The 933-nt window shown below is 65.2% G+C and carries 2 protein-coding genes and 1 pseudogene; all 3 read right to left on the reverse strand.

From position 1 onward, the window contains the following. Window positions 1–434, reverse strand: a 434-nt coding sequence (locus MA04_RS21690; RefSeq protein WP_262462842.1) for a molybdenum cofactor biosynthesis protein MoaE, incomplete at its 3' end; no start/stop codon positions are given. A gap of 2 nt (window positions 435–436) precedes the next feature. Beyond that, a complete protein-coding gene (locus MA04_RS21695; RefSeq protein WP_163123023.1) occupies window positions 437–685 on the reverse strand; it encodes a MoaD/ThiS family protein in 249 nt (82 codons plus the stop codon). Continuing rightward, window positions 685–933, reverse strand: a pseudogene (locus MA04_RS21700) (GTP 3',8-cyclase MoaA); the annotation flags it as partial. The gene MA04_RS21695 and the pseudogene MA04_RS21700, both read right to left, overlap by 1 nt.

Here is a 933-nt window from a genome sequence, read left to right on the forward strand (position 1 = left end):
CGGATGCAGCAGCCCTGCACATAGGCACTGCTGCCGTCGGTATAAAATTCTTCCTTCCAGATCGGCGCCTGATGCTTCACTTCATCCACCAGGTAACGGCAGGCCTCGAACGCCTCCGCCCGGTGCGCGGCCCGCGCCACGCACACGATCGCCACGTCACCGATGCGCAGCGCGCCCAGGCGATGCACCACGCGGCAATAGCTCAGGCCGAAGCGCTCACGGGTCTGTTGTTCAATTTCGGCGATGCGCTTCTCCGCCAACGGCGCATAGGCGGTATAGCGCAGGCTCTCCACCGGCAAGCCCTGGTGGTGGTCACGCACGGTGCCGGCGAACAGGGCCAGGCCGCCGCATTCGGGATAGTGATCCAGAGCCAGCAGTTCATCGATGGCAATCGGTTGTTCAGTCAAATGCGTCCCGTTGCTCGAATCCGTCATAGTCATCCCCCCGCCACCGGCGGCAGCAGCACCAGGTGACCGTTCTCCGGCAGCGGGTCCGAGCGCAATAAAATGTCGGTGTCGCGCACCGCGGCGCACTGGTCCAGGCGCGGTTGCAGGGCCGGACACTGATCGGCCAGCACCAGCAGCGCCTCGGCCACCGTGGCCGGCGCCGTTTCGGTGGCAAGGGTGATGTGCTCGCCACCCGCCAGCGGGATCAGTTCACCGTAAAGTTCAAAGGACAGATTCATCAGCCTCCCATCCCGTGCATGGTGATTGGTCGGTCCACCGGGCCAGGCGTGGCCGCGTAGCCGGCGTCCTTGTGCCAGACTCTTTGTTCGATGCGACGCCGCAGTTGGGCCTCGCTTTCCCCGGTACGCAGCGGCGTCAGCAGATCGTGCCCCTGGCGGGCGAACAGGCAGGTATAGAGATGCCCGTTGGCGGTCAGCCGCAACCGGTCGCAGTCGGCGCAAAAGGGCCGTGTCACGGTGGAGATCAC

The sequence above is a fragment of the Alloalcanivorax balearicus MACL04 genome, from assembly GCF_025532145.1.
Taxonomy (GTDB): Bacteria; Pseudomonadota; Gammaproteobacteria; order Pseudomonadales; family Alcanivoracaceae; genus Alloalcanivorax; species Alloalcanivorax balearicus.

Coding starts and splice junctions, on each gene's coding strand:
- MA04_RS21695 (WP_163123023.1), bottom strand. CDS start 685: ATGAATCTGTCCTTTGAACTTTACGGTGAACTGATCCCGCTGGCGGGT.